This window comes from Gottschalkia purinilytica (assembly GCF_001190785.1).
Classification (GTDB): Bacteria; Bacillota; Clostridia; order Tissierellales; family Gottschalkiaceae; genus Gottschalkia_A; species Gottschalkia_A purinilytica.
The window spans coordinates 1-7,340 of the sequence record NZ_LGSS01000035.1 but is presented as its reverse complement, the minus strand read 5'-3'; the positions used below and the strand labels follow the sequence as shown (position 1 = coordinate 7,340).

Sequence of the window (7,340 nt, the reverse complement as noted above, 5' to 3'; positions counted from 1 at the left end):
TTACCGCCGTGAAAGGGCGGTGTCTTAACCGCTTGACCATAGGGCCTTATTTGGTAGCGGCGAACGGATTTGAACCGCTGACACTGCGGGTATGAACCGCATGCTCTAGCCAACTGAGCTACGCCGCCATGTTTTTCTTTCTTGGTTTATTATGGTTGCGGGGGCCGGATTTGAACCGACGACCTTCGGGTTATGAGCCCGACGAGCTACCAGACTGCTCCACCCCGCGTCATTATCTAATACATCTTACTTTATCTAATTATTGGTGCCGAGGACCGGAATCGAACCGGTACGGTCTTTAAGGACCGCAGGATTTTAAGTCCTGTGCGTCTGCCAGTTCCGCCACCCCGGCATCTTTGGCTCTTGGGGTGGGACTCGAACCCACAACCTACCGGTTAACAGCCGGTTGCTCCACCATTGAGCTACCCAAGAATATTTATTTAATCATTAATTATACTGTTTGTTTTTGTCGACTACGAAAATTATCATATCATATTTTTTACTATATGTCAATACTTTTTTTGTTTTTTTATTTTTAAATATTTATGATTTTAATAATAAACTCATAAATAAAAAGTTAATAAACAAAATTCAGCTAGGTTTATAATTCTATCATCAAATTGTATATCTGTCAATAATTTTATTGATAAAATTTATTTTTTTATTATTTCATCTATATCTATGATTTATTACCATCATATAATAAATGAATATTCATTATAAAGTATCGTATCTTTTATAGTGATTAGTTTGACAATAAAATTGATAATTTATTATTTACTTAATAAGTTATTTTATATATGCAAATCTATTTAAAATAATATTTTTATAGTATTTTCATTAGGCTTCTAATAAAAACATATCAAATGTTCATTTTATTATAAATTAAAGCTCAAGTATATGGTCTCATATAAAGCATTTAATATAGCTTTCTTAATTGTACTCTTCAAAATAATATCAGTAGCTTATTAAATTCATCTTTTTATATGGTATTCATAGCAAAAAAGTTTAAAGGTCCTCCCCTTTTCTTCAATCTACTTATTTCATAATTTTATAGCAGCTTTTTTAAATTATTAAATATCCTTTATTGTATATGAGATTACAACCTTTTTTATATATTTTATTGTCTTCATCACAGCTTCTTCGCTTGTTATTTTTTTTCTAATAACTCTTAAAAGAATTCCCTCGTATATTAAAAGTGTTATTTCATTTATTGCTGAAGCATCTTCTTCATTTATAAAATTCTCTTTAGCACACTCTTCTAATATAGTCATTCCTCTATCATAAATATTATGTTTAAGAAGCATTGCAGATAAATCCTCAGAAGAAGATCCTAGGTCTTCTGGAAATAAATCATAATATTGACTAACATAATCTTCTAAATTCTTATCTAATTTTGCAAAAAATATGGCATGATATATTTCAGGCTTTTCAAACGAGTATTTACAAAAGCATTCCCATATACATAAAAATTTTTCTAAAGCATTGTTGGCATCTTTAATATATTTAGAAAGACTAACAGTATAGTCTTTTATATATCTCATTGCTGATAGAAATATAAGATGATCGATATTTTCAAAGTAGTTATAAAGTGTTGCACTATTATATCCAGCTAAGTCTGATACTTTACGAATAGTTACACTTTCTATTCCATCTTCTTCTATAATTTTATATGCTGCATCGATAAAATAATGCATCATCCTTCTTTTTTGAATTTCTTTTTTATTCATAATAATTCACCATCTTAATTTATTGTTTTTGAAAACATAAGTTTAAATATCTTTATTATGATACCATAGTTAATTACATTATACAATGGAACTACTCTTTCCTATAATTGATACCGTACTTCTTTATTGATCATTTCTATTCATGATGAATGTTTTATAAATATTTTTTATAATCATGATTGTAAATCAATCATGATTATGATATTATAATTTCAAGCTTATTATTTTTTTAAGATCTAGGAAAACGTTTTTCAGTCTTTTAATTAAGAAAGGAGTGTTTTTTTATGAAATTAGAATTAGGTAACTTTTATGTAAAAGACATTCTCTTCGGAGAAAAAACATTTTATGAAAATGGCATTTTAACAATTAATAAAGATGAAGCATTAGCTATTGTAAAAGATGATGAACACATTATAGAAGCTGATATATTAATAGTCAAACCTGGTGATAACGTAAGACTAGTTCCTGTTAAAGAAGCTATTGAACCACGTTATAGAGTAGGTGGTGGTCCTCTATTTCCAGGTGTAACAGGAGAATTGCTACAAACAGGTAATGGAAAAACATTAGCACTTAAGGACTGTAGTATTCTAGTAGTTGGAAAGCATTGGGGTGGATTTCAAGACGGCCTTATAGATATGAGTGGTGAAGGTGCAAAATATACTTACTTCTCTCAACTTAAAAATATAGTTTTAGTTGCTGATACAGATGAAGAATTTGAAAGACATGAACAACAGAAAAAAAATAGAGCCTTAAGATGGGCTGGAATGCGATTAGCAGAATATATAGGTAGTTGCTTAAAGGATCTAGATTATGAAGAATTAGAAACATACGAACTAAATCCTATAACTAAACGTTCTTCTGAAATAAATAACCTACCAAGCGTTGTATTTGTAATGCAACCCCAATCACAAATGGAAGAGCTAGGATATAATGATTTGATATATGGATGGGATGCAAATCGCATGGTTCCTACTTTTATGCACCCAAATGAAATACTTGATGGTGCTGTCATATCTGGCAGTTTTATGCCATGTTCATCTAAATGGTCTACTTATGATTTTCAAAATTTCCCTATGATTAAACGTCTATATCAAGAACATGGTAAAACCATAAACTTTTTAGGAGTTATCATGTCTAATTTAAATGTTGCATTAGAACAAAAAGAAAGATCAGCTTTATTTGTAGCTCAAATAGCTAAGTCCTTAGGTGCAGATAGTGCCATAGTTGCTGAAGAAGGTTATGGTAATCCTGATGCAGACTTCATAGCTTGTATAGTTGCATTAGAAAATGCTGGTATAAAAACAGTCGGATTAACAAACGAATGTACCGGAAGAGATGGCGCATCCCAGCCACTTGTTACTTTAGATCCCAAAGCTGATGCAATAGTATCATGTGGTAATGTATCACAACTTATAGAGTTACCTCCAATGGATACTATAATAGGTGATTTAGAATCATTAGGAAGAGATGGACTATCTGGTGGATGGGGCGTAGATGAAATATTAGGACCTTCCGTACGAAAAGATGGTTCTATAATTATGGAAAACAACTCTATGTTCTGTGGAGATCAAGTAGTAGGTTGGTCAACTAAAACTATGAAAGATTTTTAGGAGGGATTAAAAAATGAAAAAAGCTATTTTATATGTTAACCAGTTTTTTGGTCAAATTGGTGGAGAAGATGTAGCAGATTTTAGACCAGAAATAAGAGATGGTCTTGTAGGTCCTGCTATGGAACTTGACAGACGTCTAGGAGATAATATAAAAGTAACTCATACTATTATCTGTGGAGATAACTTTATGGGGTCTAATACAGAAGAAGCTTTAGATATTATATTAGAGTTTTTATCTGATAAAGAATTTGATATCTTCTTTGCTGGTCCAGCATTTAGAGCTGGAAGATATGGAACTGCATGTGGACATATTTGTAAAGCTGTAAAAGATAAATTTAAAGTACCTGTAATTAGTTCTATGAATGATGAAAATCCTGGTGTAGAGATGTTTAGAAAAGATCTTTATATATTTAAAGGTGGATCAAGTGCTGCTTCAATGAGAAAAGATATTTTAAAAATGGCTAACTTTGGTACAAAATTATTAAATGGTGAAAAATTACTATCAGCAGACGACGAAGGATATTTCAGTAGAAGTATAAGACATCAGGTGTGGTTAGATCCTACAATTCCTGCAACTGATAGAGTAATTAACATGTTACTTAAAAAATTAAATGGTGAAAAATTTGAAACTGAGCTTCCCATACCTGCATCTGATTTAGTACCTATTGCTCCAGCTATTAAAGATTTATCTCAAGCAAAAATAGCTCTTGCTACAACTGGTGGTATTGTTCCTGTAGAAAATCCTGATAAAATACAGTCTGCTTCTGCTACAAGATGGGGAAAATATGATATATCTAAACTAAATATGTTAGAGTCAGGAGTATACAAAACTATACATGCTGGTTTTGACCCAGCAGCTGCTGATGCCAATCCAAATGTTGTCCTTCCACTAGATGCTCTACGTGCATATGAAAGTGAAGGAAGAATTGGAAAAGTGCATGATTATTTCTATACAACAGTAGGTACAGGTACTACCCAAGGTGAAGCATCTAGAATGGGTAAAGAAATGGTAGAAGACATGAAATCAGCTGGAGTAAATGCCGTTATACTAACATCTACCTGAGGTACTTGTACACGTTGCGGTGCAACAATTGTAAAAGAAATTGAAAGATCAGGAATTACTGTAGTTCAAATGGCAAATTTAATCCCTGTTGCAAAAACAGTAGGAGCAAATAGAATGGTTCCTACCATATCTATTCCGTATCCTTTAGGTGATCCTAATACATCCGAAGATGAACAATGGAAGTTAAGATATCATAGAGTTGGTGTAGCCTTAGAAGCTTTATCTAGTGATATAAAAGAACAAACCGTGTTTAAAGTTAAAATTTAATATTTTCTATCATAACATAAACTTGTTATTTAGTAATTAGAATTCTAAATTTACTAACTAACTATAATACATTAGTTATTTATTACAGGGGGAAAATATTTTACTCCCCTTTGTAATATATTTTTTACCTAAAGACACGTATAACATTAATTATTTAAATAAATATAGTCTAAAGGGAGAGATAGTTATGTTAGATATTAAAAGAAAAAATAATAAAGTCTTTTATATATCATTAATCATTACGTTTGCAATCGTACTATGGGGAATTTTAGCTAGCGAAAATTTTGCTACGTTTTCTAATTCTCTTTACAGTTTTTTAACTTCTAATTTTTCTTGGTTATACTTAATTGTTATGTTTGCTTTTGTAATATTCGCTATAGCTTTAGCATTTAGCAAATATGGAAATATTAAACTTGGCTCTGATAATTCAACTCCAGAATATAGTACAATATCTTGGTTTGGAATGCTTTTTGGTGCAGGAATGGGGATAGGTCTAGTTTTCTGGGGAGTTGCTGAACCAATATCTCATTTTGTTAATCCTTCTAATATTAACCCCGGATCAATTGAAGCATCAAACTTTGCAATAAAATCTTCTTTCATGCATTGGGGTATTCATCCTTGGGCCAGTTATAGTATTATTGGTCTTGCCTTAGCTTACTTTCAATTTAGGAAAAACAAACCTGGTCTAATAAGTAGTATCTTTATTCCACTAATAGGAGAAGAAAAAGTAAACGGTCCTATTGGAAAGCTAATAGATATTTTAGCTGTTTTTGCTACTATTGCCGGTGTTGCTACATCTCTTGGACTAGGAACTCTTCAAATCAATAGTGGTCTTAACTATGTTTTTAATATACCTCAAACTAAGTTAATCCAAATAATTATTATATCAATAATAACAATAATATTTATTTGGACTGCAGTTAGTGGAATAAATAAAGGTATAAAGTTATTGGGTGATATTAATCTAGTATTAGCACTTTTACTATTGGGTTCAGTTATAGTTATAGGTCCTACTTTAAAAATAATAAACTCTTTTACTAATGGACTAGGTCAATATTTAAGTTCATTCATAAGAGATAGTTTACACATAGAAGCCTTTGGTGATAACAGTTGGATAAATAAATGGACTATATTCTATTGGGCTTGGTGGATAGCATGGGCCCCTTTCGTAGGTACATTTATAGCTCGAATTTCTAAAGGTAGGACAATAAGAGAATTCATAGGAGGAGTTATCTTAGCTCCAGCTTTAGCATCTTGTATTTGGTTTGCTGCATTTGGATCATTAGGTCTCAATTTAAAAAATACATTGGGTATAAAAGGTTTTGAGCTAATTACTAAAGCTCCAGAAACTACTTTATTTGGAGTGCTAGAACATTATCCAATAGGTGGTATTTTATCAGTAGTTACAATAATTTTACTATGTACATTCTTTGTAACATCTGCAAATTCTGCCACATTTGTATTGGGTATGTTAACATCAAATGGAAATTTAAACCCTAGTAATAAAAAGAAAATACTCTGGGGATTAATACAATCACTATTAGCTGTTTCACTTCTATTTTCAGGTGGTCTTGAAGCTTTACAAACAGCTTCAGTAGCAGCAGCTTTTCCATTTATATTTGTAATGATATTTGCGATGGTATCTTTAACTAAAGCACTTAAATCTGAAAAGTTATAAAATAAAGAACTTATTTACATATGTTAAATTATGAATTATGTAAATAAGTTCTTTGTTTATATATTAATCAAAATTAAAAAATAAAAATATCTTCTAAGTTTCTTTTCTTATAATAGCATCTAAACTAATAGCGTAAAATTTCTTATAATTAATTTTCAGATAGTATTTATGTAGCCATAAATTTATATATCCTGATTAAAAATATCTAAAGTATATTAAAATAGTCTTATAGTTACTTATTTTCCTTTCCACTAATATGTTCTATTTTTATTCTAAACACTGTTGTTTTTTCTAGAGCTTTATCAATGTATACATTTGCCTCTTCTAGAAAATCAGGACTGTATTTCTCACAAAGGTATAACAGAGCTTTTTTCTTTTCGCTACTGTCTTCTAATACTTCCGCCTTACCAAATACTATGACACTTTCATATTTTGTAGTAAATTTACTCGGCTGAATTTGTGTTTCACCTACAACGCAGAAAGATACTTTATCTTCAAAGTTAATATTGTCAATTTTATGTCCTTCGCTTGCACAATGAAAGTACAGTAAATTATCTTTTAGCACATATGATAAGGGGATTCCATATGGCTGATTATTACTATCTATAGTAGATAGTATTCCATATTCTCCATTCTCTAAAATTCTAATTGATTGTGATATATCAGTTTCCTTTGCTTTACGTCTCATCTCTCTATACATTTCTATCATCCTCCACATAATATTAATGTTATTCTAGCACAATTTCAAAATAAATGAAACAATAGTTAATTTTTATTTCATTTATTTCTATATTTATTTCTATGTTGGATCTTTAGAAATTATTTTAATTATACGCAACCTTATATTAATTAGATTAAAATACAAAAAAATAAAATCATAGAATATCACTATCTATGATTCTAATTATTATTTTTAAATTATCAAAAAATAAAAATAACCCAGCAACGTCCTACTCTCCCAAGGCGCTTCCGCCTAAGTACCATCAGCGCTG

5 protein-coding genes and 4 tRNA genes are annotated in these 7,340 nt (G+C 30.5%); 3 read left to right on the top strand and 6 right to left on the bottom strand.

Translation table 11 applies throughout. From position 1 onward, the window contains the following. Window positions 1-51: 51 nt before the first annotated feature. The 5 genes from CLPU_RS15935 to CLPU_RS15915 form a co-directional block, all read right to left on the bottom strand. Window positions 52-128: transfer RNA gene (locus CLPU_RS15935), tRNA-Met, on the bottom strand. A 24-nt stretch (window positions 129-152) separates the two neighbouring features. Beyond that, window positions 153-229 (bottom strand) — tRNA-Met (locus CLPU_RS15930). Between the two features lie 34 nt (window positions 230-263). After that, window positions 264-352: transfer RNA gene (locus CLPU_RS15925), tRNA-Leu, on the bottom strand. A 5-nt stretch (window positions 353-357) separates the two neighbouring features. Beyond that, window positions 358-432, bottom strand: a tRNA-Asn gene (locus CLPU_RS15920). Between the two features lie 641 nt (window positions 433-1,073). Then, window positions 1,074-1,730 (bottom strand): TetR/AcrR family transcriptional regulator, encoded by a 657-nt coding sequence (locus CLPU_RS15915; protein ID WP_050379049.1) that lies wholly within the window; start codon window positions 1,728-1,730, stop codon window positions 1,074-1,076. A 284-nt stretch (window positions 1,731-2,014) separates the two neighbouring features. Between CLPU_RS15915 and CLPU_RS15910 the strand changes: the two genes are divergently transcribed. The 3 genes from CLPU_RS15910 (at window position 2,015) to CLPU_RS15895 (ending at window position 6,348) form a co-directional block, all read left to right on the top strand. After that, window positions 2,015-3,340, top strand: coding sequence for a glycine/sarcosine/betaine reductase component B subunit (locus CLPU_RS15910; protein ID WP_050379047.1), 1,326 nt, complete (start codon window positions 2,015-2,017; stop codon window positions 3,338-3,340). Between the two features lie 13 nt (window positions 3,341-3,353). Further along, the gene (gene grdH / locus CLPU_RS15905) at window positions 3,354-4,670 is read left to right on the top strand and encodes a betaine reductase selenoprotein B (protein WP_082154280.1); all 1,317 of its coding nucleotides are present in this window, start codon (window positions 3,354-3,356) and stop codon (window positions 4,668-4,670) included. Window positions 4,671-4,857: 187 nt separating this feature from the next. Continuing rightward, complete coding sequence (locus CLPU_RS15895; RefSeq protein WP_050379040.1) at window positions 4,858-6,348, top strand: glycine betaine uptake BCCT transporter; 1,491 nt, start codon at window positions 4,858-4,860, stop codon at window positions 6,346-6,348. A 232-nt stretch (window positions 6,349-6,580) separates the two neighbouring features. On the opposite strand, the gene CLPU_RS15890 is transcribed toward CLPU_RS15895, so the two are convergent. Beyond that, entirely contained in the window at window positions 6,581-7,048 is a 468-nt protein-coding gene (locus CLPU_RS15890) for a pyridoxamine 5'-phosphate oxidase family protein (RefSeq protein WP_200898643.1), read from the bottom strand. Window positions 7,049-7,340: the final 292 nt, after the last annotated feature.